This is a genomic window from Pseudoalteromonas phenolica (assembly GCF_044788725.1).
GTDB lineage: Bacteria > Pseudomonadota > Gammaproteobacteria > Enterobacterales > Alteromonadaceae > Pseudoalteromonas > Pseudoalteromonas phenolica_C.
In genome coordinates, this window is record NZ_CP173161.1 from 1,631,415 (window position 1) to 1,657,647 (window position 26,233).

Annotated in this window: 24 protein-coding genes; 6 read left to right on the top strand and 18 right to left on the bottom strand. The window is 39.5% G+C overall.

Annotated features, from left to right (window positions below; all coding sequences use genetic code 11):
• Positions 1-43: 43 nt before the first annotated feature.
• The 5 genes from ACH784_RS07475 to cmoA all read right to left on the bottom strand — a co-directional run bounded on the left by ACH784_RS07475 (position 44) and on the right by cmoA (position 4,318).
• Positions 44-796 (bottom strand): DUF3108 domain-containing protein, encoded by a 753-nt coding sequence (locus ACH784_RS07475; RefSeq protein WP_404394716.1) that lies wholly within the window; start codon positions 794-796, stop codon positions 44-46.
• Positions 741-1,388 carry a phosphoribosylglycinamide formyltransferase gene (gene purN / locus ACH784_RS07480; protein WP_404394717.1) on the bottom strand — a complete coding sequence of 216 codons (648 nt, stop codon included), beginning with the start codon at positions 1,386-1,388 and terminating at the stop codon, positions 741-743. Before purN ends, ACH784_RS07475 begins: the two co-directional genes overlap by 56 nt.
• Positions 1,388-2,440, bottom strand: a complete 1,053-nt coding sequence (gene purM / locus ACH784_RS07485; protein WP_058029576.1) for a phosphoribosylformylglycinamidine cyclo-ligase — start codon at positions 2,438-2,440, stop codon at positions 1,388-1,390. Before purM ends, purN begins: the two co-directional genes overlap by 1 nt.
• Before the next feature lie 173 nt (positions 2,441-2,613).
• Entirely contained in the window at positions 2,614-3,582 is a 969-nt protein-coding gene (cmoB, locus tag ACH784_RS07490) for a tRNA 5-methoxyuridine(34)/uridine 5-oxyacetic acid(34) synthase CmoB (protein WP_404394718.1), read from the bottom strand.
• Positions 3,583-3,592: 10 nt separating this feature from the next.
• A complete protein-coding gene (gene cmoA / locus ACH784_RS07495) occupies positions 3,593-4,318 on the bottom strand; it encodes a carboxy-S-adenosyl-L-methionine synthase CmoA (RefSeq protein ID WP_404394720.1) in 726 nt (241 codons plus the stop codon).
• A gap of 649 nt (positions 4,319-4,967) precedes the next feature.
• Between cmoA and ACH784_RS07500 the strand changes: the two genes are divergently transcribed.
• Entirely contained in the window at positions 4,968-5,672 is a 705-nt protein-coding gene (locus tag ACH784_RS07500) for a DUF3334 family protein (RefSeq protein WP_404394722.1), read from the top strand.
• 48 nt (positions 5,673-5,720) lie between these two features.
• Here the strand turns inward: ACH784_RS07500 and ACH784_RS07505 are convergent, their stop codons facing one another.
• Complete coding sequence (locus tag ACH784_RS07505; RefSeq protein ID WP_404394724.1) at positions 5,721-6,230, bottom strand: M48 family metallopeptidase; 510 nt, start codon at positions 6,228-6,230, stop codon at positions 5,721-5,723.
• Between the two features lie 31 nt (positions 6,231-6,261).
• A complete protein-coding gene (locus ACH784_RS07510; protein ID WP_404394725.1) occupies positions 6,262-7,110 on the bottom strand; it encodes a DUF72 domain-containing protein in 849 nt (282 codons plus the stop codon).
• A 188-nt stretch (positions 7,111-7,298) separates the two neighbouring features.
• Here ACH784_RS07510 and aspS point away from each other — a divergent pair, with 188 nt between their 5' ends.
• Positions 7,299-9,080, top strand: coding sequence for an aspartate--tRNA ligase (gene aspS, locus ACH784_RS07515; RefSeq protein ID WP_404394726.1), 1,782 nt, complete (start codon positions 7,299-7,301; stop codon positions 9,078-9,080).
• A gap of 212 nt (positions 9,081-9,292) precedes the next feature.
• Here the strand turns inward: aspS and ttcA are convergent, their stop codons facing one another.
• The 11 genes from ttcA to ccoN form a co-directional block, all read right to left on the bottom strand.
• Positions 9,293-10,204: a tRNA 2-thiocytidine(32) synthetase TtcA gene (gene ttcA / locus ACH784_RS07520; protein ID WP_404394727.1), complete on the bottom strand. Its 912-nt coding sequence runs from the start codon at positions 10,202-10,204 to the stop codon at positions 9,293-9,295.
• A 92-nt stretch (positions 10,205-10,296) separates the two neighbouring features.
• Positions 10,297-11,220 (bottom strand): universal stress protein UspE, encoded by a 924-nt coding sequence (gene uspE / locus ACH784_RS07525; RefSeq protein WP_404394728.1) that lies wholly within the window; start codon positions 11,218-11,220, stop codon positions 10,297-10,299.
• A gap of 90 nt (positions 11,221-11,310) precedes the next feature.
• The gene (locus ACH784_RS07530; RefSeq protein ID WP_404394730.1) at positions 11,311-12,045 is read right to left on the bottom strand and encodes an FNR family transcription factor; all 735 of its coding nucleotides are present in this window, start codon (positions 12,043-12,045) and stop codon (positions 11,311-11,313) included.
• A 34-nt stretch (positions 12,046-12,079) separates the two neighbouring features.
• Positions 12,080-12,751 (bottom strand): sulfite exporter TauE/SafE family protein, encoded by a 672-nt coding sequence (locus ACH784_RS07535; RefSeq protein WP_404394731.1) that lies wholly within the window; start codon positions 12,749-12,751, stop codon positions 12,080-12,082.
• A complete protein-coding gene (gene ccoS, locus ACH784_RS07540; RefSeq protein WP_404394732.1) occupies positions 12,738-12,914 on the bottom strand; it encodes a cbb3-type cytochrome oxidase assembly protein CcoS in 177 nt (58 codons plus the stop codon). Before ccoS ends, ACH784_RS07535 begins: the two co-directional genes overlap by 14 nt.
• Positions 12,911-15,286, bottom strand: coding sequence for a heavy metal translocating P-type ATPase (locus tag ACH784_RS07545; protein ID WP_404394733.1), 2,376 nt, complete (start codon positions 15,284-15,286; stop codon positions 12,911-12,913). Before ACH784_RS07545 ends, ccoS begins: the two co-directional genes overlap by 4 nt.
• Positions 15,287-15,290: 4 nt before the next feature.
• Positions 15,291-15,794, bottom strand: a complete 504-nt coding sequence (locus ACH784_RS07550; protein ID WP_404394734.1) for a FixH family protein — start codon at positions 15,792-15,794, stop codon at positions 15,291-15,293.
• A 115-nt stretch (positions 15,795-15,909) separates the two neighbouring features.
• Complete coding sequence (gene ccoP, locus ACH784_RS07555; protein ID WP_404394736.1) at positions 15,910-16,875, bottom strand: cytochrome-c oxidase, cbb3-type subunit III; 966 nt, start codon at positions 16,873-16,875, stop codon at positions 15,910-15,912.
• Entirely contained in the window at positions 16,872-17,057 is a 186-nt protein-coding gene (locus tag ACH784_RS07560; protein ID WP_404394738.1) for a cbb3-type cytochrome oxidase subunit 3, read from the bottom strand. Before ACH784_RS07560 ends, ccoP begins: the two co-directional genes overlap by 4 nt.
• Positions 17,058-17,063: 6 nt before the next feature.
• The gene (gene ccoO, locus ACH784_RS07565) at positions 17,064-17,684 is read right to left on the bottom strand and encodes a cytochrome-c oxidase, cbb3-type subunit II (RefSeq protein WP_404394739.1); all 621 of its coding nucleotides are present in this window, start codon (positions 17,682-17,684) and stop codon (positions 17,064-17,066) included.
• Positions 17,685-17,698: 14 nt separating this feature from the next.
• Positions 17,699-19,132 (bottom strand): cytochrome-c oxidase, cbb3-type subunit I, encoded by a 1,434-nt coding sequence (ccoN, locus tag ACH784_RS07570; protein WP_404394740.1) that lies wholly within the window; start codon positions 19,130-19,132, stop codon positions 17,699-17,701.
• A 304-nt stretch (positions 19,133-19,436) separates the two neighbouring features.
• Between ccoN and ACH784_RS07575 the strand changes: the two genes are divergently transcribed.
• The 4 genes from ACH784_RS07575 to ACH784_RS07590 all read left to right on the top strand — a co-directional run bounded on the left by ACH784_RS07575 (position 19,437) and on the right by ACH784_RS07590 (position 26,194).
• Positions 19,437-19,892 (top strand): hypothetical protein, encoded by a 456-nt coding sequence (locus ACH784_RS07575; protein ID WP_404394742.1) that lies wholly within the window; start codon positions 19,437-19,439, stop codon positions 19,890-19,892.
• Positions 19,893-20,089: 197 nt separating this feature from the next.
• Complete coding sequence (locus tag ACH784_RS07580; RefSeq protein WP_404394743.1) at positions 20,090-23,170, top strand: hypothetical protein; 3,081 nt, start codon at positions 20,090-20,092, stop codon at positions 23,168-23,170.
• A gap of 63 nt (positions 23,171-23,233) precedes the next feature.
• Complete coding sequence (locus tag ACH784_RS07585; protein WP_404394745.1) at positions 23,234-24,322, top strand: hypothetical protein; 1,089 nt, start codon at positions 23,234-23,236, stop codon at positions 24,320-24,322.
• 9 nt (positions 24,323-24,331) lie between these two features.
• Positions 24,332-26,194 carry a hypothetical protein gene (locus ACH784_RS07590; RefSeq protein ID WP_404394747.1) on the top strand — a complete coding sequence of 621 codons (1,863 nt, stop codon included), beginning with the start codon at positions 24,332-24,334 and terminating at the stop codon, positions 26,192-26,194.
• Positions 26,195-26,233: the final 39 nt, after the last annotated feature.

Consider the following 26,233-nt stretch of genomic DNA (forward strand, 5'->3'; position numbering starts at 1 on the left):
CCAAGCGAATGCTTGGCTTTTTTGTTATGTCGGTGAGGTCACTTTATTTGTCATACTGTTTTAGTTGGACTTGGAATTGTTCAATCCCTTCCTTGCCTTTATACATTTTAACGAGTAAATAATCATATTCAGGTGCAAACCAAGCAGTTGCTTGCCTTTTATCATTATCATATAGACGTTTTACACGGATGGTTTCAACATTACCAATAGGAAGTGTAATAGTTTCTTTTCCATCAATTTCGAAATCGTAATTACGCTGACTGCCATTTTTGTCAATGATTGGATAACTAAATGAAGTTTTTCCTGCTTTTAAGTCATTTCGTAGCTGTAGTTGATAAGTGAGTAAATCTTTTTGATCTTCTTTCCAATCTACTTTTAATGGCTGCTTTTTCTTACTTGCGATAATTTGTTTTTTTGTTTGATCAAACACAAGATTATATTGCTTGTCAGGACCCGTACCTTTACGAGACATCGCATATTCAAGCGGTACAGCTTGACCGTTTAAGAATTTGAATTTAGATCTTTCGTTACGTTCATCAGAAAAGATCATCCATTCAATATCACTTTGGTAGGTGAGAATGTAAGTATTATCAGCATTTTTAGTTAATTCGCGAAGGGCAGTACCTTGAATAGACCCTTTACGGCTTACTTCGTACTCAGCTCTATAAGGAGTAAGTGTATTAGCAAAAACTGATGCTGAGAAAATAGCGCTTAGTGCAATAAACCAAGCGCTAATATTTTTATTCTGGGTAGTGCGCGCCTTGCGGTGGAAGGGGTTGATTGTCAAAAACGGCATAGTCTGCTTCCATTGTTAGTCTCTGTTCGCTGAACCATTGGACCGCCAAAGGATAGATTATATGTTCTTGTTCGTGAACCCGCTGGGCAAGTGACTCTGCTGTATCATCCGCTAAAATTGGCACTCTAGCTTGTAAAACAACAGGTCCACCGTCTAATTCTTCTGTTACAAAGTGGACACTTACGCCATGCACGTCGTCTTTTGCATCTATTGCTCTTTGGTGGGTATTCAGCCCTTGATACTTAGGCAACAAAGAAGGATGAATGTTCAACATTTTTCCTTTAAATTTTTGCACTAAGCTAGGAGTAAGAATACGCATAAATCCGGCTAATACAACTAGATCTGGGTCAAAAGAGTCAATTAATTGTGCAAGTTGTGCATCATAGTCTTCGCGTGAAGCAAAATCTTTGTGGCTAAGAACACAGGTTTTAATGCCTGCGTTCTCTGCGCGTGTTAGGCCGTAAGCATCGGCCTTATTGCTGATAACAGACACAACATCACCACTGATTTGCTTACTTTGGCAAGCATCCATAATGGCTTGCAGGTTTGACCCGCTGCCTGAAATCAAAACAACAATACGCGATGCTGACATTACTCAGCACCACCAATGATTTCTACTTGTTCTTCACCTGCAGCTGCAGTTTGAATTTCACCAATGTGCCAAGCATCTTCGCCTTGTGCTTTTAAGATCTCAAGGCTCTGCTCAAGCTTGTCAGCAGGAACCACTAAAATCATACCAACACCACAGTTGAATGTACGGTACATTTCGTGTGTTTCAATGTTACCGTTTTCTTGTAACCAGTTGAACACTGCAGGCCATTGCCAGCTATCGCCTTTAACAACCGCTTTTGCCGACTCAGGTAATACGCGCGGAATGTTTTCCCAGAAACCGCCACCAGTGATGTGTGAAAGCGCATGCACGTCTACGTCTTTTAGTAGTTCTAAGATAGATTTAACGTAAATACGTGTAGGTTCCATTAGGTGTTCGCCTAATGTTTTACCTTCGAATTCAGAATTTGTATCTGCGCCTGATACTTCTAGTACTTTACGAATAAGCGAGTAACCGTTTGAGTGAGGGCCGCTTGAAGCAAGTGCGATAAGTTGGTCGCCAGCTGCTACTTTAGTACCGTCGATGATTTTTGATTTCTCTACAACACCAGTACAGAAGCCAGCCATATCATAGTCATCACCTTCGTACATACCCGGCATTTCAGCAGTTTCACCACCGATAAGCGCACAGCCAGAAAGCTCACAACCTTTACCAATGCCAGTTACTACGTCAGCAGCAACGTCAACGTCTAGTTTGCCTGTCGCATAGTAGTCAAGGAAAAATAGTGGCTCAGCACCTTGAACGATAAGGTCGTTTACACACATTGCAACTAGGTCGATACCTACTGTGTCGTGCTTTTTAAGATCGATAGCAAGGCGAAGTTTTGTACCAACACCATCTGTGCCAGCAACTAATACAGGCTCTTTATAACCAGTTGGAAGTTCGCATAGTGCACCAAAACCACCGATGCCACCCATTACTTCTGGGCGACGAGTTTTTTTCACTACGCCTTTAATGCGCTCAACTAGTGCGTTACCCGCATCAATATCAACGCCAGCGTCTTTGTAGCTAAGAGACTGTTTATTCTCGCTCACAGGTTTTCCTCAAATTTGCTAATAGGGGTTGCTTAGAAACGCGCGTATTTTACAACAATTGCTTAGGTGGGGCTAGTTGAATCTAAGTGGTAAGGACAGATATCCTTCACAAATAAAATACGCAGCTAATTATGCTGCGTATTTTTAAAGCAATATGTACTTAATATTAAATATTAAGACTCTGCGATGATTATCGCGCGAAGTGGGGCAGGATAACCTTCGATTGTTTTAGTTGGGTCGTTCGGGTCAAGGAAATCAGCCAGAGATTCTGTCTCCATCCACTCAGTACGTCTTTGCTCATCTAATGACGTGACATCTTCGTTGACTACACGAATATTTTTGAACCCGACGCGCTCAAGCCATAAGGTTAATGCTGCTGCGCTTGGAATAAACCAGACATTACGCATTTTCGCATAGCGATCTGTAGGTACTAATACAGTATGTACATCGCCCTCAACTACCAGAGTTTCTAATATGAGTTCGCCGCCTTTGCGTAATTGGGCTTTCAACTGCGCAAGAAAATCAATCGGAGAGCGTCTATGGTATAAAACACCCATTGAAAAAACGGTATCAAAGGCCTTTAGCTCTGGTAATTGCTCAACGCCGAGCGGTAAAAGGTGTACGTTTTCATCTTGATTGAAATGTTTTATAGCTTGGAATTGCGATAAAAATAAGTCTGATGGGTCAATACCAACGACAAACTCTGCACCCGCACCCTTCATACGCCATAAATGGTAACCTGAGCCGCAACCGATATCTAAAACAGTACGTCCATGAAGTGGACTAATGTGCTCAACTAAGCGGTCCCATTTCCAATCACTGCGCCACTCAGTATCAATGTGAATGCCATGGATATGAAAAGGGCCTTTGCGCCACGGCATCATGCGCTTTAGTAAGTGTGTCAGTTGTTTTGTGTGGCCTTCAGATAACTCTGTCTCCAGACCAAACTCAACTTTATCTGTGATATTAATATGCTGTGTGTTTGACTCTGGTAGGTTCTTAAGTACCTTCTCCCATTTCGGCCAATCACCATGTTGTGCTTCTTTTTGCCAATGTGTTAATTGCGCCGGAAGTGTATCTAACCAGTGACTAAGCGGGCCTTTGGCAATGGCCGCGTAAAAATCTGTAAACCAAGTATTCATTTTAATTCCGTTATTTAATCGCAACCATTGAGCAGAAGTTGAAGCATTGATACCAAACCTGAGTTTGACAGAAGCCAATATCAGATAAGCGCGTCAGATGAGTGCTCAGTAAATCTGTGCGCATCACATTTTCGATAGCAGTACGCTTTTGACTTATTTCTAATTCTGAGTAGCCGTTATGACGTTTAAAGTCATGGTGTAAATCAATGAGTAAGTTATCTGCTTGCTCATTTTCGCCACGAAATTTCTCACTGAGTAGAAGTACACCACCAGGCTTAAGGCTATTGTAAATTTTTTCTAGCAATGCACGGCGTTGCTCAGGCGGAATAAACTGTAAGGTAAAGTTCATTGCAACAACGCTGGCATTTTCAAGATTAACATCATTGATATCGGCTAAGTTTACTTCAACTGGTACGTCGGATTTAAAGCCTTTTAGATGAAGTTTACAGCGTTCTACCATAGGTTCAGAGTTATCAATGGCGATAATAGTACAATTTTCTTTTTCGATATTACGACGCATACTCAAAGTCACTGCACCCAAAGAGCAACCTAAGTCGTATAAGTTAGAGTTGCTTTGCGCAAACTGGCCCGCAAGTTTGCCCATGGTACTGACTATTGTTGCGTATCCTGGCACGGAGCGTTGGATCATGTCTGGAAAAACTTCAACAACATTAGCGTCGAAAGTAAAGTCTTTCACTTCAATTTGATTGGCGTAAATACTGTCTTTGCCAGTCACTGTGTATCTCTCTTTAAAAATAATCTGGTTATTTTAGCATTTTTGAAAAATTAGTCAGGGATTAATTGTATTTAGGCGATTAGGTTAAAAATTTGAAAGTATTTATTAAAAATTTGCTTAAAATGTCGATATGATCAATTATCTATTAAATTGTATGGACTACTATTTAGTTCTGTTTTTCTATGCAAGGATTTCTGCATGTTGTTTTTAAAGCTTTGCGACTTTTTTCATAAGTTCCGTTTTTTGTACATTACATTATGGCTAACGATAGTCACGACCATTCTTTCATGTACTTATTTTTCAGTAGTTAAAGATCAAACTGAATCAATTTTGGTAATGGCTATTTGCCTTATTTTTACATGGCCTTTAGCGAAAATATCTCGTCTAAACAAATCCAGATATAAATAAATAGGTTTTAAATCAAATAAGTTCAGTAAAAAATTATAACAATTTGATAATTCGACTTCTTACATTTGTAGAAAGCCTAATTAGCTTCTAAAGTTAATGAAGTGCTTGTGAATAAATAAAAGTTGTTCGCTAAACATACAGCTTGATTGTAATTTTGTTTTTAATGTTACATTGTTGTTGTAACTTCTTAACTAGTCACATATCTTATGCGCAAGTTCGGTTAGATAACAAAGAGAAAAAAATGGCGAGAAACAAAGTGATTAGCACAGAAGATATTTTATCAACCCTGTGCCACTCAGTGACCGAAGTTTTGTCCTCAGCTAGTGGCAATCAAATTTCATATTCAGCAATGGTGCAAAAAATCACGCGTACATGCATGCGACCTGATATTGGTTGTTTTGTATTGTTCGATGGCGGCTTCACAGGGCTTGTTGTGATGAACTTCACTCAGCAAGCGGCGATGGAAATTTACCAAGATTACATGCGTAACATGGGTATGCCGGAAGAAGAAATTGCACAGAGTCACTTGTCTGATGACGTATCAAACGTATTAGGTGAGTTAATGAACCAAATGGTCGGTGATTTCACTGGTAAGGTTCGTGAACAACTACACACATCTATTACACAGAATCAGCCTAAGATGATGGCGATTAACAAGCAGGTGCAAATCTCTGTAGATACGACGATGGATCGCCCTCAGGCGCGTCGTGTTACATTCACGACGCAAAACCAGAATATTTTCTACCTTGAATTAGCGATGGACAAGACTGAGTTTATTAAACTACATGATTTCGACATTGCTGAATCGGTGGATCCAGATTCAATTATTGAAAATCAAGCCAAGGCTAATAAAGCGAAACAAGATGCTTCTAAAACAAAAGCCGCTGCAAGTAATGATGAAAGCGATGATGCTGACGATGATTTCATGGCTGAATTAGGTCTATAAAAATTAAAGTTTGAATAGAAAAGCAGGCATCGCCTGCTTTTATTGTGCTTAATAAAAACTAAGTTGCTCTTGCTGGAGCACTAAAAACAACCTCAACTCTAGTTCAAGCTGATGATATTCAGGCTCCATATGGCAACACAGGTTGTAAAAACTTTTATTGTGATCTTTCTCTTTGAAGTGTGCTAATTCATGGACAACTAAAGCTTTTAGGAGTGGTTCAGGTGCTAAACGAAGTTGATCTGCAATGGCGATTTCGTGTTTAGCTTTTAATTTTCCACCATGTTGATGGCTTTTAAAGGTGTGTGTGCCTAGTGCATTTTTAACCAAATCTTTTTGTTTTTTGTACTGAACCTGTTGCAGCTTAGGGGCATTCTTCAAATATCTTTGCTTGAGCTCATTCGTGAATTCAAAAAGCAATTTATCGTTTTTTAGTGAATGACCGACAGGGTATTTGTTTTTGAAAAACGTTAGTAGCTTATTATTACTGATAAGCATATCGACTTGCGCTTGAATATTCTCAGGGTAATGACTGAAATAGTGTATGTAAGGGTGGGGCACTGGTAGTTCTCTATTCTAATTTGATTCAATTCTAAAACAATGAGTTTTGCTTTGCTTCTTTTTCAGCAGGAAATGGCAAACTGACATTATGTTCAAGACCTAAATCAGCAATAAATTGTCGAGCTAAAAGCGGTGCGTCATAGTTATCGGCGGTATGGAAAAACACATAGGGAGTTTTGCCTTCTTGAAGCCACAAACGAATTTTATTTAACCAAGGTTTGTAAAAAGCTCTATTGTCTTCAAGGTTTGATGTGCCGACATACCTGATGATAGGCGCATTGCTGGTGGCTATTACGTGAAGTGGTACTTTAGGCTTTTTAGCCTGAGCATCAATGACCGCTTCTGTGTTTGGTATTTCACTAAAAAGAGGGCGCGTATCCATCATGATGCGGTTGTAATTATGCTTCATCAAAAATTGATTATAATGACGCTCAGTATCGCCTTTATCAAAAAAGCCTAAATGTCTTACTTCAACGCCAAGATTAAGCTCATCAGGCAATAAAGCACAGAAGTTTTCAATTCGATGTAAATATTCAGGGCCACATGATTTGGGTAATTGCAGCATTACTTGTCCGATTTTTGGGAAAAGCGGGCTGAACAAATCAAGCCAAACTTTTAAGTCATCTTGGCAATGTTGTAACGCCATGTCATGACTAAAGCGTCTCGGTATCTTAAAGGTAAATTTAAAATCCTCAGGCACTGATTGATACCATTTTTTTATGGTGTCAGGTTTGGGGTCAGCATAAAAACTGGTGTTACCTTCAACAGTGTTAAAGATTTGACCATATTCTGAGAGCATATTGCTTGGCGCACAGTTAGACGAAAAAAAACGACCTTTCCAGTGAGTGCTACTCCATTGTGGGCAACCTAAATAAAGCATATTTCTGAATAAATGACTTAATATGAGCACGAGAGTGTAACAAATACGCGCATTAGTTGGAAAATTTACAAACTATTGCGAAAGCTCGGCACTTCAAGGATGACATTAACTGCGATTTTTATATAATTGGAGCAATTTTTTCATTAAACGAAGTTCAGCACTAAGCTTGCTGAACAAACAGGAATGCTATGCGCTCTATATACTGCGGAAATTTAAACAGCAGCCATGTTGGTCAAGAAGTAGAACTATGTGGTTGGATCAACAAACGTCGTGACTTAGGTGGTCTAATTTTCATCGACTTACGTGACCGTGAAGGGTTAGTTCAGGTGGTATTTGACCCTGAAGTTGAAGGTCTGATGGATGTGGCTAATACGTTACGTCAAGAGTTCTGTGTAAAAGTAACGGGTACTGTACGTGCGCGTCCTGAAAGCCAAATCAACAAAGATATGGCAACGGGTGAAGTTGAAATTTTAGGCACTAGTTTAACGGTTATTAACCGTTCTGAGCCATTACCACTAGACTTTAACCAGCAAAACTCTGAAGAGCGTCGTTTAAAGTATCGCTACTTAGATCTGCGTCGCCTTGAAATGTCAGACAGAATTAAGCTTCGTGCTAAAGCAAGCAGCTTTGTGCGTCGTTTCTTAGACACAAATGACTTCTTAGACATCGAAACGCCAGTGCTTACTAAAGCGACGCCAGAAGGTGCCCGTGACTATTTAGTACCGAGTCGTGTGCACAAAGGTAGTTTTTATGCGTTACCTCAGTCTCCTCAGTTATTCAAGCAATTACTGATGATGTCTGGTTTCGATCGTTACTATCAAATCGTTAAGTGTTTCCGTGATGAAGATTTACGTGCTGACCGACAGCCTGAATTCACACAGATCGATTTAGAAACGTCATTCATGACGTCTGATCAAGTTCGTGAAGTAACTGAGCGTTTAATTCGTGAAATGTGGCAAGAACTTCTAAATGTAGATTTAGGTGCGTTCCCAACAATGCCTTACAGCGAAGCGATGAGCCGTTATGGTTCAGACAAGCCAGACCTACGTAACCCGTTAGAGCTTGTTGATGTTGCTGATATTGTTAAAGATGTAGAGTTCAAAGTATTAGCTGCAGCTGCAAACGATGAAAAAGGTCGTGTTGCAGTATTAACTGTACCAGGTGGTGCAAAGCTTTCTCGTAAGCAAATTGATGAATATACAAAGTTTGTAGGTATCTACGGTGCGAAAGGTCTAGCTTGGATGAAAGTTAATGACCGTGACGCAGGCGTTGAAGGTGTGCAATCTCCAATTGCTAAATTCTTAAATGAAGAAGTCATTAATTCACTGCTTGAGCGCACAAATGCGCAAACTGGTGACATCATCCTATTCGGTGCTGATAAGCGCAATGTTGTAAACGAAGCTATGGGCGCGTTACGTCTGAAAGTAGGTTTAGATCTTGAACTTACAGATCTAAACAAGTGGGCACCATTATGGGTTGTAGACTTCCCGATGTTCGAAGAAGACGACGAAGGAAACCTTCATGCAGTACACCACCCATTTACTGCACCAAAAGATATCTCTGCTGCAGAACTTGAAGCTAACCCAGCAGCTGCCATCAGTGATGCATATGACATGGTACTGAATGGCTATGAAGTAGGTGGTGGTTCGGTTCGTATTCACAATAACGATATGCAACAAGCTGCATTCCGCATTCTAGGTATTGAAGAGCAAGAGCAAGAAGATAAGTTTGGTTTCTTACTTGACGCGCTTAAGTACGGAACACCGCCACATGCAGGTCTTGCATTCGGTCTTGACCGTCTGGTTATGCTACTTTGCGGAACAGACAATATTCGTGACGTGATTGCGTTCCCGAAAACAACGCAGGCATCTTGTTTAATGACAAATGCGCCAAGTGTTGCAAACCCGGATGCATTAACTGAACTTGCTATTTCAGTTGAAAAAGCAAAAGAAGAGCAAAACGACGCGTAATTGTTGTTTTAAATGAAGAAAGCGGCCAATTGGTCGCTTTTTTTATGCCTGAGATTTATAAGTAGGCTTGACCTAACTTTAAATCAGTTGGTCTAACAGCTTCATTCGTTGTAAGTTAAATAGAGCTGAAATTATGGGAAGAGTTATTGTTGTAATTTATGATTTTCGCAGCAAAAAGCCGCTAAATGAATTAGCGGCTTTGTTCAAGAGGATTAAACCAACTCGATAGGTTGGATTTTTACTGAGTTATACACTTCTTCCTGTTCCATTACTGGCTCTTTGAAGTCAGGTTTATCAAGGGCAATATCACCGCCGTCAATCACTTCACCGGTTTGCAGGTTTTTAAAATCAAACAACTCACCATCTGCTAAATGCGAAGGTACGACGTTTTGCATTGCTGTGAAGATACTCTCAATACGACCTGGGTTTGATTTATTCCACTCATGTAACATGGCTTTAACGTGTTTGCGCTGAAGGTTTTCTTGAGAGCCACACAAGTTACAAGGAATAATCGGGAACGCTTGCGCTGTTGCGTACTGTTCAATATCAGCTTCTTTACAGTAAGCCAGAGGGCGGATCACCATGTGCTGACCGTCGTCACTCATGAGTTTGGCTGGCATGCCTTTTAACTTACCGCCGTAGAACATGTTTAAAAACATGGTTTCAATCATGTCATCGCGGTGGTGACCAAGGGCGATTTTAGTCGCGCCCATTTCTTTTGCTGTGCGGTACAAAATGCCGCGGCGAAGACGTGAGCATAGTGAGCAAGTTGTTTTACCTTCAGGGATCTTATCTTTTACAATGCTATAAGTGTCTTCTTCAACGATCTTATATTCGATGCCTAGACCATCTAAATATTCAGGCAAAATATGCTCTGGGAAGCCCGGCTGTTTTTGGTCAAGGTTGATCGCAAACACGTCAAATTTAATAGGGGCAACGCGCTGAAGATGTTGAAGCACATCTAACAGGGTGTAGCTATCTTTACCGCCAGAAAGGCAAACCATGACACGATCGCCTTCTTCGATCATGTTGAAATCACCAATAGCTTGACCAGCTAATCGACGCAGACGCTTTTGAAGTTTATTCAGGTTATAAGCGGTTTTGGCTTCTTTTGAGTGAGACACTCGGCCCCCTATTTAAATGACGGAAAAAATAAGGGCGCATTATACCCAAACCACCTTAAAATGCACGTCTAAGGTGGTTTGGCGCAGTATAATTAATCTTCTAGTGGGCTTTTATATCCATCAGGTTTGAGAGCTAATACATCGCAATCTAAACTATCGATAACGTGCTCTGCAGTATTCCCGACTAAAGCTGCACTTAGACCAGTTCTGCCAACAGTACCAATCACAACAAGTTCTGATTTAAACTCTTTTGCGACATAAGGAATTACATCTTCAGGCAGACCTTCTTTGATAACGCATTGACCGCGCTCTAAAGAAAACTTTTCAGCCAACGCATAAGTTTCATCTTCGTGGTGCTTTTTTACAGCCTCATTATATTGAGATGGATTAAACTCGGGGATCTCAATAGCAATATTGACTGGTGTAGCTGGGTAAGTGTTAACGATACTGAGTTTTGCATCGGCAATGTTACAGATGAACTTAGCATCAGTAATGATCCGATCGTTAAGGGCTTGGTGCTGTTCGTTGTCAGATGCTGCATTCACGGCAGCAAGTACATGACCATGTTCTGGCCAAGCATGGTCTTTTACGAGTAAAACAGGTGCAGGGCATTTACGGATTAGATGCCAATCAGTTGGCGTAAAAATAACAGATTTTAATGTATCGTGTTGATGGGTACTTTTAACCACTAAATCATAATCACTGTGAATAACCGTTTTTATAATGGCCTCAAAAGGACGGTTATGCCAAACAACTTGTTTTTTTATTTCAATGTCGACAAAAGTTGCGGTTAATTCATCTAGCCACGCTTCTCTGTCTTTAATGACTGCGTCACGCATAGCATCACGCTCTTCTTTAGAAAGCATGGTGGTCATTTCATATGAGAAATCGTAAATAGAAAGGAATGCTGTGATTTTTGCGCCAGTCTTCTGAGCTAAACTGACTGCGCGTTGTAAACTGTGTTGTTGTTCTTTAGTTGGATCTACAACGGCTAAGATATGCTTAATTTGGTCCATGGAATTCACCTGTTTGGCTAAATTGTACACGTTTAGTGTAACGCATCTAGCCAAAGGTGAAAGTATAAACGGTGAGAAAGTTGCCTTAGATCAACAACTAATTGCAGCAGTTTTTGCCAAGCCCGGAATGTCTAAGATAGTAATAAACTTACCTTCAACTTTAATGATCTCAGCCTTTTGGAAACGGCTTAGAAGGCGACTAATCGTTTCAACTGTTAGGCCTAAGTAGTTCCCGATTTCACCTCGAGTCATGGTAAATCTAAATTCTTTACGTGAGAAACCACGTTCACCGAAACGATTTGATAAGTTATAAATAAATGTCGCTAATCGCTCTTCGGCAGTCTTTTTATTTAAAAGTAACAGCATTTCTTGATCGTAATTGATCTCATTACTCATCAGGCGCATGATTTGCTGACGAAGCTTTGGTAATTTTCCTGCTAATTCGTCAAGTGTTTCGAAAGGGATTTCACATACCATTGATGTTTCTAGGGCTTGTGCAAAGCTTTGATGCTGCATTTTATTAATTGCATCGAAACCAACTAAATCCCCCGCTAAATGAAAACCTGTAATTTGTTCATCACCTTGTTCAGAAAGTGTGTAGGATTTAAACGAGCCAGAGCGAACAGCAAAAATTGAGTTTAGCGCATTACCCGATTCGAATAGGAAGTCACCTTTGTGAAGCGGCTTTTTACGCTCAATGATTTCATCTAGTTTGTCCATTTCACTACCATTCAGAGAGAATGGTAAGCATAACTGACTGATACTGCAGTTATTACAACTGATAGTACAGTTACCTTTAGAACGGTTTTGATTGCTTAAATCCATAATAAATCCATTAAAATTAGACGCACGACATAGATTAATGTACTAATTTATCAGTTGCAATGATTAGTAGATAGAATCCATACCATACAAAAATACTGCCTAGCGCTAATCTTACCAGATTGTGATTTAAAAAGCGGCTAAGATGTTGGGCTGATTGCCCAATGGTTAGCATAGCTGGTAAAGTACCCAAGGCGAATGCCATCATAATGCTTGCACCATGCAATGTTGACTCTGCTTGCAAAGTCCAAATTAAAGCTGAATATACTAACCCGCATGGTAGCCACCCCCATAACATGCCATAGCCAAATGCTTTTTTTAAACTATCAACGGGTAAGAAAAGCTTATTGAATTTGACGATATGTTGCCAGAGTAGGGTTTTACCCATACTTTCAACAAATTTGAGTGTGTTAGCAAGGCGCATCACGTAAAGCGCGAGTAAGATCATAAAGACCCCACTAAAAATCTTTACACCTAGCGCAAAACTTGTATTTTGTTTGGCAAAACTGGCGCCAAGTGTTGCTACTAGGGACCCTGCGACACAATAGCTTGTTATACGGCCAAAGTTATATGCAAGGCTGACTTTGACCGCTGGTAAATTTTTACTTGCAAGTTGAAGGCTTGAAGCAACACCACCGCACATGACTATACAGTGACCACTGCCTACTAACCCCATAATGAATGCACTGAATAAACTAATCTCGTTCATTACTGCTTTTAGTATGTTTGTCTTTATCGTCTTCGAATAAAATACTGTGGCCTTGTTTATTTAAGTCAGAAAACTGCTCACTTTTCACAGCCCAAAAGAAAATCCCGATTGCGATAATTACAAATAGGATCGCGATAGGGATCAGAATATAGATAATACTCATAGTTTTAATAACCTTAAAGAGTTACAAATAACAACAATAGAGCTGGTTGTCATACCGATTACTGCAACCCATGGTGGAATTAATCCAAGTGCAGCAAGTGGTAAAATTGAACCGTTATAGCATAGTGAAATAGCGAGGTTTTGTTTAACTATACGACGAGTGCTAATTGCGACCTCTCTCAATGTGTTGATTGAGTTTAAATCACTTTTCAGTAACACGACGTCAGCGGTATTTTTTGAAATATCAGCACCAGTTTCCATTGCAACTGATAAGTGCGCACTATTAAATACAGGGCTGTCGTTAACACCATCACCGATCATGGCCACAATCTCATTGTTTTTTGACCAAGATTCAACGGCTTTTTGTTTTTCCTCTGGTGAGCAGTTTGATTGGAAACTGTCTAATTTCAGCTGTTTTGATAGGGTTTCACCGGCGTTTGAGCTATCGCCTGTTAACATATGACAAGTCAAGCCTGAGCCTTTTAGGTGTTCGATAACACTTAATGCATTACTTCTGACTTTATCAGTGAGATAAAAATCAGCAATCGGCTCTTGATTGATAAATAAAGTAGCTTGAGCTTGGCTGTCTCTAACTCCAAACCAACCTGTTTTACCAAGAGAAAGCTCGTTTATTCCAAGTTTGGCACTGATCCCAATACCTGGGTGAACAGTGACGTCGTTAAGCTCGTGATATTCAGAAGCATGTTCTAAAAAGGCTGCGGCAATAGGGTGCTCAGAGTATTTTTCTAAGCTAGCACTAAGAGCGAGTACTTTTTCTTCTGTGAATTCAGATGAAAATAGCTCTGTTTTTGCGATTGAAAATTTACCTTCGGTCAAAGTGCCGGTTTTATCAAATGCAACACGAGTTAATTTTGTTAGTGTTTCGAGCACATGGGCTTCTTTGATTAATATGCCTTTTTTGGTTAACGTGGCAACAGCACAGGTTAATGCGGTAGGAATAGCTAAACTAAGCGCACAAGGACAAGTGGCAACAAGCACGGCGATTGTCACCCAGAAAGCTTGTTCAGGATCAATCTGATACCAGCCAATCGCAGTCATTGAAGCAAATACAAGCAAACACGCAACAAACCATTGGGCAACTTTGTCTGTTACCTCAACCAATTTTGGTCTTTTGCTTAACGCATTATGCTGCAGCCGAATGATTTGGTTCAGGAGCGTATTTTGGCCAATTTTATTGATTTCGATTGTCATTAGACCATCGTGATTGACTGTACCCGCAAATACTTGGCTGTTTAGTTGTTTTTTAACAGGTAGATGTTCACCTGTCATCATAGATTCATCGACTGTACTGCTGCCGTAGATGACAATACCATCTGCAGCAATGGTTTCACCGGCCTTAATGAGTACTTTGTCATTTAATTTTAGATTACGAGCAGCGACAACATCTTCAGTGCCGTCGTCCAACAGTTTTCTGGCTGTTAAAGGTAATAGTTTTTGCAGGTTTGCAGTGAATTCAGAGGCTTTAAGTCTGGCTCTAAACTCAAGATATTTGCCCAGTAAGAGCAAAAAGGTAAACATACAAATAGATTCGAAATAAACTTCACCCACTTCCATGACAGTCGCATAAGCACTGGCACCATAAGCCCCAAATATTGCGAGAGAAACGGGCAAGTCCATATTTAACTGCTTCGCTTTCAATCCTTTCACGGCATTGGTTAAGAAAGGGAGTGCTGAATAGAGGATAACTGGCGTCGCAAGAACGAGGCTGATCCATCTAAAATATTGCTCGAAGTCCTCTTCCATGCCAGAAAACATGCCGAAATACATCGCAAAGGCGAACATCATGACCTGCATGGTCATTAAACCAGCGACACCTAAACGGCGAATATAGGCCTTTGCTGTTGCTTGTTTCTGAGCTGCTTCGTCATCAGCTTGGAATGGATAGGCTTTGTATCCAATTTCCATCAGTGCTTTAATTATTTCACTTAAAAGTACTTTGTCTTTATTCCAGAGGATCATGGCGCGATATGTCGAAGTATTAACATCTACGCGTGCTACGCCTTCAATAGCGAGTAGTTGCTTTTCAATTAACCATGCACATGCTGCGCAACTAATGCCTTCAACACTGAGTAAGACCTCAGATAAGTTACCTTGTGAAGTTACAAAGTCTGCTTGTATGTCTTGATTATCATAGCTCTTTATAAGAGATAACTGCTCCGGTACTAAAACATCAACTTTACCAGCGGTGTCTGTTCGAAATTTATAATAATCAGTCATTCCCTGAGAAATAATCGTTTCAGCAACTGCTTTGCATCCGATACAACAAACTGACTCATCTTTACCTTCATAATGAACATGGTCATCGAAACCCGAAGGTATTGGCTCTAGGCAATGGAAACAAGACTTAGACATAAACTTACTTCAGTGATTTGTTGTATTCAGGCGAGACTTTTATTGTTTCTGTTGTCGGAATTAATAAATCTTCTTTCATCTTCCAACTGTTGTCCATTGGCTCTAAGAAAATTGTATAAGCGCCAGTCTGAACATTTTCTAGTAGGGCAGTGTAGCTACCAGACGCATTCGCTAACAAAGTTGCGGTAAAATCATGTTTTTTGATAGTACGGTGGTAAAAAGAAGCTTTAATTGCAGTCACTTTGCTAAAATCGCCTTTCGTGAAAGTAAAAGTGACGCTGTCTTCACTTACGTCTAAGTCGCCGTGTAAGTAAAGCGCTTTTGCTTTATTAAATTTACTGAGCTCTAAATCTATCGCTTTGCCTTTTTTGTAGTAATCATCTACAACCATATCAGGACCATTCCCAACAGCGAAAACAACTAAACCAATACAGGCAATAATTGTTGCAACAGGGAAAAACATTAAAAACCAAGGCCAAAAATTCTTATACCAAGGGGTAGGGTTCATAGCGTGCTCAAAGATAAAAAACTGTGTTGCTATATTATCTTATTTGCTAATAAATACCTAAAAAAAAGCCTCCAAATGGAGGCTTTTTTGATCTCAAATAATCTTAGCTAATCGCTTATTTTTTCTGAGATAAGCTATAAACATAAGCTGTTAATAGGTGAACCTTTTCTTCACCTAAAATGTCTTTCCAAGCTGGCATTACACCAGCACGGCCGTTCGCTAGTGTTTCTTCAACTGCGCGCTGAGAACCACCGTACAACCAAATGTTGTCAGTTAGGTTTGGTGCACCGAAAGGTAAGTTGTGAGCAACTGAACCTTTACCATCCATACCGTGACACGCTGCACACATTGCAAATTTAGCTTTACCTGCGTCAGCATCTTTTTGGTTAACTTTACGACCTGAAAGGCTTAATACGTAAGCTGTCATTTCTTTAATGCCTTGCTCACCAAGTGCGTCTTTCCAACCAGGCATCGCCGCAACACGACCGTGAAGTAGAGTTGCTTTGATTTGGTCAGGTTTGCCGCCGTATAACCAATCGTTGTCTGTTAGGTTAGGGAAGCCCATACCACCACGCGCATCAGAACCGTGACACTGTGCACAGTTTTGAGCGAATAGACGTTGACCGATCTCTAGTGCTTCGTCATTTGCAGCTAGTGTTTCGATGTCTTGCTTAGCAAATGCTTGGAAGATAGGACCAAAACGCTCATCGGCGGCAACATACTCTTGGTCTAACTGAACCCACTCGCCGTTTGCTTTCGCTGCAGCTGTAGCTTGCTTAGACTCTTCAACAGAAGTTACACCTTGGTTAGAACTTGTCCACTTCAAGAAGCCTTGGAAATTACCAAGACCTGGATACATTGCTAGGTAGTAAACTGACCAAACAAATGTTGCGAAGAATAAGTAAGTCCACCACTTAGGTAATGGATTGTTTAATTCTTCAATGCCGTCAAACTCATGACCACAACTTTCACCTTCTTTGACACCTGTATAGTTTTTCAGGTTCCAAAGCAGAAGGCCGAAAATAATAGCCAAACATGCGATGGTCAATACAATGACCCAAATACTCCAAAAGCTAGTCATTTTTCAGACTCCTTTTCCTCATTAGAGATTGTGCTGTTGTGTTTTTTTTCATCTTCAAAAATAGCATTAGCAGCATCGTCAAAACGATTTTTTGTACGCTTGCTGTATGCCCACACAACTATCACAATAAATAGTACCAAAATTACCAGAGTCAAAATGCCTCTGTATGTGCCGTAATCCATATCAAATTACTTCAAGTGTGTGCCAAGTTGCTGAAGGTAAGCAATAAGGGCTTGCATTTCTGTTTTGCCTTTAACTGCAGCTTCTGCACCTTGAATGTCCTCATCAGTGTAAGGCACACCAAAGCCACGGAATACTTCAAGCTTCTTAGCGGTTAAGTTACCATCTAGTACGTTTTCATCTAACCAAGGATAAGCTGGCATGTTTGACTCAGGAACCACTGAACGAGGGTCCATTAAGTGTGCATAATGCCAGTCATCTGAGTAACGTTGACCTACACGTGCTAAGTCAGGACCAGTACGCTTAGAACCCCATTGGAATGGGTGGTCCCATACTGATTCACCAGCTACAGAGTAGTGACCGTAACGCTCAACTTCATCACGGAAAGGACGGATCATCTGTGAGTGACAGTTGTAACAACCTTCACGGATGTAAATATCGCGGCCTTCCATTTCAAGCGCTGTTAGAGGGCGTAAGCCATCAACAGGTTGAGTTGTGTCTTTTTGGAACATTAGTGGAGTAATTTCTACAAGTGCACCAAAGCTAATCGCGAAAACAGTCAGAATAGCCATAAGGCCAACATTCTTTTCTACGATTTCATGTTTGTTGGTAGAGTTATTATTGCTCATACTTTACACCCCTGTTATGCCATTTGTGTATTAGCGTCAGCAGTTAAAGAACCACTTCTCGCTGTAACAGTACGGTAAGTGTTATAAGCCATAACAAGCATACCAGCTACGATGAATACACCACCAATAAAGCGCATAATGTAGAAAGGTTTAGAAGCTTCTAAAGACTGAACGAAGCTGTACATTAATGTACCGTCAGAGTTAACTGCACGCCACATTAGACCTTGCATTACGCCAGAGATCCACATTGCAACGATGTATAAAACTACACCTACAGTGTGTAACCAGAAGTGTGTGTTAACAAGCTTAACGCTATACATGTTGCCATGGCCAAATAGTGCAGGGATTAAGTGATAAATTGCACCGATTGAAATCATAGCAACCCAACCTAACGCACCTGAGTGTACGTGACCAACAGTCCAGTCAGTGTAGTGAGATAAAGCATTTACTGACTTGATAGCCATCATTGGGCCTTCGAACGTAGACATACCGTAGAAAGAAAGCGATACAACTAAGAAACGAAGTACAGGGTCTGTACGAAGTTTGTGCCATGCGCCAGAAAGCGTCATGATACCGTTGATCATACCACCCCAAGAAGGAACGAATAGGATTACTGACATAACCATACCTAGAGACTGAGTCCAGTCAGGTAGAGCTGTGTAGTGTAGGTGGTGAGGACCAGCCCAAATATAAAGAGAAACAAGTGCCCAGAAGTGAACAACCGATAAACGGTATGAGTAAACTGGACGACCAGCTTGCTTAGGTACGAAGTAGTACATCATACCAAGGAAACCAGCTGTTAATAAGAAACCTACAGCGTTGTGACCATACCACCACTGAACCATTGCATCTACAGCGCCTGCGTAGATTGAATATGATTTAGTTAGAGATACAGGAACAGCCATGCTGTTAACAATGTGCAGAACAGCAACGGTAATGATGAAACCAGCGTAGAACCAGTTAGCCACGTAGATGTGTGACACTTTACGCTTGATTAAAGTACCGAAGAAAACAACAGCGTAACATACCCATACTACAGCAATCGCGATATCGATTGGCCACTCTAGTTCTGCGTATTCTTTTGAAGTTGTAATACCAAGAGGCAGAGTGATAGCTGCAGCTAGGATAATTGCTTGCCAACCCCAGAAGGTGAAAGCAGCTAGCTTGTCAGAGAAAAGACGCGTTTGACAGGTACGTTGCACAACATAATAAGATGTTGCGAATAATGCACTTGTACCAAATGCGAAAATAACAGCGTTCGTATGTAACGGACGAAGTCGAGAGTAAGTTAACCATGGAGTGTCAAAGTTCAAAGCTGGCCAAGCGAGCTGCGCTGCAATAAGCACACCTACACCCATACCAACAATGCCCCAAATCACTGTCATGATAGCGAATTGGCGTACAACAGTATAATTGTACTCAGATTGTGATGCTACTGATTGGCTCATTTTCTGGATTCCGCTGCAATTGTTGCGATTAGAAATGAATTACCTGCTAAGCAGGCCCTATTATTTATTTCACAATCTTGTTCAAAAAACGTTTAAAACGAATAAAAACGCTTAAAAAACAAGCTTGAGAAACCCTTTTTTTTGCACGGTAATAGTAATTTTTTTGCAAAAAAAAAGATACCTAAAAGAGGTGAAATCATGACATCAATCAAATTTTGAAGTTTGAGACTTAATTTGTACGGGTTTATAGCGACGGCTTTGGAAAAAGCATAAACTACCAACAAAAATACAAACCAAAAGCACTATGTCATTATTTAGAAATCACCTTTTTATACCGATTTTAAGTCTGCTTGCTATCGCATGCACAGACTCGGATACAATTATACATGAAAGTTCAGAAAAAAGTGAAAGTTATCGAGTTCCTGAAACTTGCCAAGAATATAATGCCTGTACTCAGATAGCAGGTGTGACAATTTGGATAGAAGAAAAGCAAATAAAAGAAGAAACACCTTTCAATATTTATTTAGCAACTCCATTTGGAAGTGAAGTTGAAATTGAGTCAGCAAAAATTGAGGGTATAACAATGAATATGGGCTACATTCCATTGTTTTTTAAGCAACAAAAAAATGCAGTTTACCAAGCAGAAGGGATGATTGGTGCTTGTGATACCGAAGATATGAAATGGCAAGTGCATGTCACTTTATCAGCTCACAATGCTGTAAAAACGCTGGTACTAGAGATTCCGAATACCGCAAAATAATATTTACAGTTGGTTTGTTAATTTTTTTTATATTTCTTTACAAAAGCGCTCGTTTTGCAATGACATTGTAAATAAGATTACGTATATTGGTTCTCATTTATTAGTGATTAGCTTTATTTATAATTAGCTGTTTTATTAATAACAACTAGAATTAAATAAGAATAATAAGCATAAAGCTGTTTAAGGAGACCTACCTAATGGCAAAGCGATTTAATAAACTTACACCAATCGCCACTTCAGTCGCGCTTTCACTCGGTTTAACAGGGTGTTTTGGTGATGACGACAACAATACTCAAGTAGTTAACCCACCTAAGCCTATCGAAGTAGAATCTTCAGTAACCGTTGATTTCAGCACTTCAATTTCAGGTCGTGCAGTAAAAGGCACTTTAAAAAATGCTCAGGTTCAGGTTAAAACAATTGATGCTAATGGCGAATTTACCGATCTTGCTTATCGAGTTGAAACTGGTTCAGTAGAAGAAAAGGCAACAGCGACTACTGAAGAAGAAGCAAAAAAATTAGCTTCTAAAGCCATTTTAGATGCTAATCCGGCTCTTGTGACTGGCGAGAAGGGCGAGTATACAATTTTTGTTGACAGTGAGTTTTCAGGTCCAGTTTACATAACTGTTGCAACAAAGAAAGAAGGTGACGATAGCTTAATCAAGTGTGATGCATTTGTAGGTTGTGGTGCTTTCTCTGCGACTTCAGATTTAGATGTAAACAAAAACAATAAAGTTGATTTCGGTGAGTGGTATAAAGACGATTTAGAGTTGTCTGTAGTTAAGCTGATAAAGTCTGCATCTACCCAAGCAAGTTCTGTCAAAGGTAAACAGTTTGCTGAAGGCGATGAAGCTTCAAGCTTTAAAGCCAACTTGACTTTATTTACTTCTGCAGCTTCTGCAATCCTAACAGCGGGTAATGGAGAAATTAACTCTGAAGCAATCAGCAGTGCTAGTAAAAGTGTAATCACAGCTTTAATTGGTGATGAAGCTTTATTAGCTTCGTTATCGTCTGATTTATCTGAGGGTGGTGCGGTAGATTTCACTGATGTAGATGGCACAGAAGCCTTAGACGCTGGTGTGTTAACAATGATACAAGTAGCAGCATCAATTCAGGCCGTTGCGGCAAAAGGTGGAAATGGTACTATCTCTGATGTTATTCAAAAGTTAAAGAATGATGTTAAAGATAATACATTAGGTACAAGTGACACGTTTAAAGAGCTAAAAGCGCAATCTAAAACAGCTGGTAAAATCTTAGCTGCGGTTGTGAGTGGAGACACACAAGCAGTTAAAGATGCGCTCGTTGAAGCTGGTGTTGATGAAGCTACTGCTGAACAAACGGCAACGGCAGCAAAAGATGCAAAAGATAAAGCTGTGAGTTCAGGAGCTACGACAGACAAAGATTTAAAAGAAGATGTCGATGAGTCTAAAAAACAACTTGATGAGATCGGTGACGGTGAAGCATTAGAGAATGCAAAGTTAGCTGAACTACTGACTGAGCAATTGGCAGAGCTTAAAGTTGAATTATCAGCTGTTCAAGCCTCTATCACTGCTCTACAGGAGCAACAAGTTACTGTTGTTGCACTGGGTGATAAAGCTAATAAATCAAACCAAGAAGTTATTGATTATGCTGTAGCTGCTACAGAGTTTAAAGAGGCTGTTGATAACAATACTGATTCGACAACTCTGGCAAGATTAAATACAAGTATTGAGCAACTTATCACTTCAAGTAATGATCTGGTAAGTAAAGATGACCAATATCAAGCGATCGCTGATGATGCAGTCGCACAAAAATCTGCAATCGATTCTGAAATTTCTAAGATTTCTCAGTTGACGGAGATTGCGAAGGTTGAATTTGATGAGTCAAGTGAAGCTGTAGAAGCAATTGGTCAAAAGGTAGAAGCAGCAAAAGCAATTGCAGAATCAGCTGTTGAAAATGCTGTTCAAGCTAAGTTAGCTCTTGAAAACTCAGAACAAAGCTATCAAGATGCAATAAGCGCTTTAGAAGTTGCAATTGCGCAAATTCAAAGTGAATCTGATGTAGATGAAGCGTTTGCACTTCTAAATACAGCTTCTAATGCCAATAACAATGTTGTGGAAGTTGCTAATAGCTATGACGCAAGTGCTAAAAATGCATTTGTAAAAGCAACAGAGTACGCTTCTGCGGCACTTAGCACTGACTTTGAATCAGACTCTATCGCATTGAAAGCGACAGCTGAAGGTTATGAAGCAGATGCATCTAATGCTCTAGAGTTGGCTGAAGCTAACAGAGTAACACGCCAGAATATTTTAGATGCACACGTAGTTACGCTTGAAAAAGCAAGACTTGCAGAAATTGCTAAAGTTGGCACTGACAAAATGGTTGGTGTTAGCTTTGTGACCAAGCAAGGGGCTGGTGCAATTTATGACCTTGGCGATTTAATGTTGGAAGTAGTTGAAGACATAGTTAACAATGGCAGCTTTGATTCTGGCCAGCAATCGGGCAGTTCAGCTAAGTACCCTGATTGGAGTTACTCGTATAATCTAGATATTGACAATAAAGATTTAACTTTCGTTTTTGAGAACGCTACAGATGGGCAAAAAGTTGAACTTTTAGGAACGGTTACTAGTGGATTTAGAACAAGTACAATTGTATTTACATGGTCTGGTAATCTGAATACTGAAAGTGGACAAAGACTTGTTATGCCTGAAGCCTCAGAGTCACTAGAGCAATGTGTGTTCTTTGCTGAAGGGGATTCGAGATTTACTAATAATGCGTCATGTTTATATATTAACTTAAATAAAGATATCGCAGTAAATAACCCAGATTATTCAGATCTTGAAGTACTTAATGTTAAGTCATTTAACATTGTAGAAATTACCGATGGACAATATGGCTTTGATGGTACAGTTGAGTTTGACATCTATGGTCTTGATGAAAATGGTGATCCTAAGGGTCTATTCTCTTCAGGTGATGTAATTGAATATGCAGATTTCACAATTAACGGTATCACAGAGCAAACTGAGTTTAGTGTTGTATTTGATGTGAAATTCGACGACATCCATCGTGATATTGGTACAGTTGATGTTAATTTACTGAATTATCATGGTTATCAATTTAGACTTGATCTAGTTTCAGAAGTTGGCCCATTATTCGGTGAAGTATCTCTCTACAATGATGTTGAAGGCAAAAAAGCGGTTGCTGGTGCAGTTCGCGAAATAACAAATGGCTTTAATATTAATTATGTTAACGGTCAAAGTATTGACTACACAAACATTGACTTCCTCGGTGAGTCTAATTAATAGTATTTGCTGTTAATAAGGGAAAGGGTATGCCTTTCCCTTTTTTGTTTTAGAAGTACAAATATGAAAATAAAAAAATCTGTTTTAGCTTTAACGTTTCTTTTTGCTGGCTATGCTGAGGCCGCTAAACCACCAATCACTGTACAACATTCTTTTAATTCAGAAATTTATACTGAAGCTCAACCTATAAAGGCATTTCTAGATGACTTTGATAAGCCTTTGGAGTCTGGAGATAGTGCCTTTACATTTAATACCTTTGAATTAGGTGTAAAACATATGGGAGTGGGAGTAGGTGTTCAGAGTCGATTTGATTATTTACTTGAGTTTGATCCTGATACTGCGCTTTATACTCACCTAGAAAAGAATGACTTAGCTTTCGATGAAAGGAACTATCGATATTACCTAAAAGGAAAGCAAAGTACGACCCATGGTGTATATATTTCGTACGATTTGCAGTTGCTTGATAAATCAATTTTGATTGCACCAAAAATGACATTTTTCCAAAGTGTGCATTTTCAAGACGGTGTTGTTGATGGCACAGTTTATAGTGATGAAGTAAAGGGAGCATTAACAACTAATTACTATTTTTCTAAAGATGTACTTTTTAAAGAATTTACACCTGCTGAAAAACCAAAAGGTAAAGGTTACAGCTTTGACCTTCAATTAGCTTGGCAGATAACGGAAACAATTAAAGTCAGTGCATTAATTAAGGACTTAATCTACGAAGCTGAATACGAAGGAGCTGGCTTTGTAAATGGTTTTACGACTGATATTCCTTTTACTGAAAACAATGATGGAACTATTTCGACATCTCCAACTGTTCAATTAAATACGAGTGCTTATAATCGTGATATAACTCATACATTTGAACATGATGCTCGTTACTACTTTAATCTAGATTATCAATTTAATGAACGATTTGCGTTTGAACTGGCCTCTAGAAAATATAATCAGGATGTATTTAATCAATTAACAGCAAAATATGGATTTTGGAATGATTGGCAAGCCTTTGCAGGCTTTGAAACTCATAGTAAGGCATACCAGTTTGGGGTGCAGAATAAATACTTTAGTGTGTCTTTGAAAACTGACAGTTTTGATTTTGCTAACGCAAATTATGTAAATTTGTCTTGGGCAATTAAGAAAGATTTTTAGAGCCAAATTATGAAAAAAACAATAATTTCTGCGGTAGTTTTAGCCTTTTTATCTGGGTGTGGCTCGAGTACAGAAGAACAAAGTACAACACCTCCTCAGATTGAAGAGCAATTAGAAAAGTCAGAGTTTGAATTTTATGTTCCTAGTTTTATTGGGAAGTCAGGTGTATTAAATATTGTAGAGCCTGACTCAAACACTACAATGAATAAAGAAGTCGCTGATATTACGACTTTTACTATGTCATTAGATGAGCAAAAACGCTATCAATTTAAATTTACGCCTTCAAATTCAACAATAACATGCCCGCTAGAAGCAGGCTGTGGTCGCTCAATAAGAAACGATCCAAACGATTTGAACGGTAATAACGAAATTGATTTTGGAGAACCCTTAACTGCAGAATTAACTCATCAAGCTTCAATATTTTCCGTCGCTGGAGTAAATAAAGTTATTTTCTCCCCTTTTTCAACACTCATGTTTGATCGAGGCTTGGCGAATAATAGACTGAGTCTTACAAGCTCACCCGTTTATCATCTAACTCATAGTAATCAAAGTCAGTCTCTAAGCTCTGAGTATATTGCCGATGCAATATCTTACGCCGACGTAATCACGCAACATAGAATAAGAGAATTAGGGAGTAATTTTGCTCAAACCTATGACATTGTCTTGAATGAAACCGAAAATGCGGCTTGGAAGTCTTATCAATCGTTATCGAATGAATACCTGCGAATTTTGTTGTTAGATCCGAAGCGAAGTGTTCTTTATTCTGGTCAGTCAGCTTTAGTTAATTCAAGACTTAATGCTCTTTTTGAGCCAATAGTATTGTCCAATGAGAATGAGTTTGACGCTGATAGAAAAAAAGCATTATTGGTTCAACTCCGTGAAGCGATTGGTGTACTTAGATTACAAGAAGAAAAGTATAGTGATGAATTAACGACACGGTTTAATGAAATTGAAGTTTTGATTAACCAAGATGCACAAAGAGCTATAGAGTTGCTTTCAACTTCAATTTTAGATGCTGTTTTAGAGGTTTCACCTGCAAAAGATAGCTTTCCAGGGCGTTATCGTGTGAATGGCTTAACGATAGATTATTCTGATGGCCCGTTTACTTGGAAAGTATCAGGAGTAAGGGAAGGTTACGACATCGAAATGGATGTGGTGATGCCTACATGGCGTAAAAGTGCGTCTTTAGGCGATAAGATTGAAGGCAGTGGTGTTGCTAAAATTTCGAAGGGTGAGCTTACTGTAACTTTGGATTTATCAGATATTTTATTGGAGCTTGATGGCACGATTGATACAAATAACTCTGATAGCACAACGGGAGATGGCATTTTCAAAGGTACCATTACATTAAACCAGCCTGATGCTGAGTTAAAGGGACAAGTTGATCTGAATGTAAAACGACAGCTTCTTGAAGAGCAGTTAGACACCATAGTGACTTCTTTTGCTGCTGATGCAACGTTAACAACGACCAGTCAGCTTATTCCAATTAAGGTTTATGCAAATGAAAGAACACCGTTTACGGTCGACTCAGCAAACCTTGCATTCGGGATTGAATTAGGGCTTGAGCTAAATGGTGGTAAGGATCTGAGACTACAGTTTATTGGCGATCCAGATATGTTATCTGAACTCAATCAAGGTGACGTTTTCTTATTAAACAATAACAAAGTGATGGAAGTTGTTCTACGAACAGCGGGGGATAACATCAACTTAGTTGCTCGCGGTGAACATGGTTATTGGCTTGATTTGAAAAAGAAAGGTAAAAATTACACCGGTGGTTACTATTTGGGTGATAAGCAAGTTGGCGACATTCAAACAGTGAGAGGTATACCAGGTATTTTGTTCCCTGATAGTACATTTGAATCACTCTTTTAATTAATAGATAATGGGCTGTTTTTTTACAGCCCATTATCT

What these genes read in the sequence shown, in the direction of transcription:
- ACH784_RS07475 (WP_404394716.1), bottom strand. Translation starts at nt 796, where the DNA reads ATGCCGTTTTTGACAATCAACCCCTTCCACCGCAAGGCGCGCACTACC.
- purN (WP_404394717.1), bottom strand. Translation starts at nt 1,388, where the DNA reads ATGTCAGCATCGCGTATTGTTGTTTTGATTTCAGGCAGCGGGTCAAAC.
- cmoB (WP_404394718.1), bottom strand. Translation starts at nt 3,582, where the DNA reads ATGAATACTTGGTTTACAGATTTTTACGCGGCCATTGCCAAAGGCCCG.
- ACH784_RS07500 (WP_404394722.1), top strand. Translation starts at nt 4,968, where the DNA reads ATGGCGAGAAACAAAGTGATTAGCACAGAAGATATTTTATCAACCCTG.
- ACH784_RS07510 (WP_404394725.1), bottom strand. Translation starts at nt 7,110, where the DNA reads ATGCTTTATTTAGGTTGCCCACAATGGAGTAGCACTCACTGGAAAGGT.
- aspS (WP_404394726.1), top strand. Translation starts at nt 7,299, where the DNA reads ATGCGCTCTATATACTGCGGAAATTTAAACAGCAGCCATGTTGGTCAA.
- uspE (WP_404394728.1), bottom strand. Translation starts at nt 11,220, where the DNA reads ATGGACCAAATTAAGCATATCTTAGCCGTTGTAGATCCAACTAAAGAA.
- ACH784_RS07530 (WP_404394730.1), bottom strand. Translation starts at nt 12,045, where the DNA reads ATGGATTTAAGCAATCAAAACCGTTCTAAAGGTAACTGTACTATCAGT.
- ACH784_RS07535 (WP_404394731.1), bottom strand. Translation starts at nt 12,751, where the DNA reads ATGAACGAGATTAGTTTATTCAGTGCATTCATTATGGGGTTAGTAGGC.
- ccoS (WP_404394732.1), bottom strand. Translation starts at nt 12,914, where the DNA reads ATGAGTATTATCTATATTCTGATCCCTATCGCGATCCTATTTGTAATT.
- ACH784_RS07545 (WP_404394733.1), bottom strand. Translation starts at nt 15,286, where the DNA reads ATGTCTAAGTCTTGTTTCCATTGCCTAGAGCCAATACCTTCGGGTTTC.
- ACH784_RS07550 (WP_404394734.1), bottom strand. Translation starts at nt 15,794, where the DNA reads ATGAACCCTACCCCTTGGTATAAGAATTTTTGGCCTTGGTTTTTAATG.
- ccoP (WP_404394736.1), bottom strand. Translation starts at nt 16,875, where the DNA reads ATGACTAGCTTTTGGAGTATTTGGGTCATTGTATTGACCATCGCATGT.
- ACH784_RS07560 (WP_404394738.1), bottom strand. Translation starts at nt 17,057, where the DNA reads ATGGATTACGGCACATACAGAGGCATTTTGACTCTGGTAATTTTGGTA.
- ccoO (WP_404394739.1), bottom strand. Translation starts at nt 17,684, where the DNA reads ATGAGCAATAATAACTCTACCAACAAACATGAAATCGTAGAAAAGAAT.
- ccoN (WP_404394740.1), bottom strand. Translation starts at nt 19,132, where the DNA reads ATGAGCCAATCAGTAGCATCACAATCTGAGTACAATTATACTGTTGTA.
- ACH784_RS07575 (WP_404394742.1), top strand. Translation starts at nt 19,437, where the DNA reads ATGTCATTATTTAGAAATCACCTTTTTATACCGATTTTAAGTCTGCTT.
- ACH784_RS07580 (WP_404394743.1), top strand. Translation starts at nt 20,090, where the DNA reads ATGGCAAAGCGATTTAATAAACTTACACCAATCGCCACTTCAGTCGCG.
- ACH784_RS07585 (WP_404394745.1), top strand. Translation starts at nt 23,234, where the DNA reads ATGAAAATAAAAAAATCTGTTTTAGCTTTAACGTTTCTTTTTGCTGGC.
- ACH784_RS07590 (WP_404394747.1), top strand. Translation starts at nt 24,332, where the DNA reads ATGAAAAAAACAATAATTTCTGCGGTAGTTTTAGCCTTTTTATCTGGG.